The sequence below is a fragment of the Mesorhizobium sp. M7A.F.Ca.ET.027.02.1.1 genome (genome assembly GCF_004022985.1).
In the GTDB taxonomy this organism is placed as follows: Bacteria; Pseudomonadota; Alphaproteobacteria; order Rhizobiales; family Rhizobiaceae; genus Mesorhizobium.
Window position 1 is genome coordinate 1 of record NZ_RZOL01000844.1, and the last position, 850, is coordinate 850.

Sequence of the window (850 nt, forward strand, 5' to 3'; positions counted from 1 at the left end):
TTTCAGGCTGGGGAATGACCAGGTTAAGCAGTTCATCGTCCTCGATGCGGCTCGGCACGCCATAATCGCCTTCACTCACATCAAGCAGAACCGTGTAGTCCGCCTCAAGCCCTTTGGCCCGGTGAAAGGACTGGCCCGAAACCTCGATATTGGCGAAGGAGGGTGGGATCCCGCCGAACGGATCGAGCAGATTGTACCGCCATAGAACCAGCACTTTCAGTTTGGCGTCTGGTTCGCTGCGCCACTGCCCGGCGATGCTCCCCAGGGCGATGTCGAGCCGTTCGAGAAGACGATGGCAAGCCTGGGCGAATTCGGGCCTGCCGCGTTCGTCATCAATGGGAATGACCCGAATCGACCGCGGAATGGCAGGCCGTGTCGAACGAACCGATTTCGTGATCTGTTCGGGATTACGCTGGACGAATGTCGCGGCCGTCTCGGCAATGAGCTGATTGCAGCGATAGGTCTGTTCCAGGCGTCCCTGCCAGCTTGCCCCGAATTTGGCCTCGAACTGCGTGAAGATCGTGATGTCCGATCCGGCAAAGCGATAGATCGACTGCCAGTCGTCTCCGACTGCGAACACTTTGCTGAACGCCTTCTGCTGCTTGAGCGCCTTGATGAGGTTGGCGCGCGGCTCGGAAATGTCCTGAAACTCGTCGACGAGGATCAGGGAATAGGGACTCTGATATTGCCCGGTCTCGACCAGCCGGACCGCGTCGGCGATCATTGAATCGAAGTCGATCCGCCGGGATTCTTCGAGTTTTTGCGAATAGCCCTTCGTGATCATCCACACGACGCGCGCATAGAGCTTCGCGCGCTGCTTGTCGTGCAGGGTCTTGGCTCGCTCGAGCAG

The 850-nt window shown here is 58.8% G+C and carries 1 protein-coding gene; it reads right to left on the bottom strand.

What is annotated here, in order from left to right; all coding sequences use genetic code 11:
- On the bottom strand, window positions 1–784 hold a 784-nt coding region (locus tag EN749_RS36550; RefSeq protein WP_245491594.1), incomplete at its 3' end, for a UvrD-helicase domain-containing protein.
- Window positions 785–850: the final 66 nt, after the last annotated feature.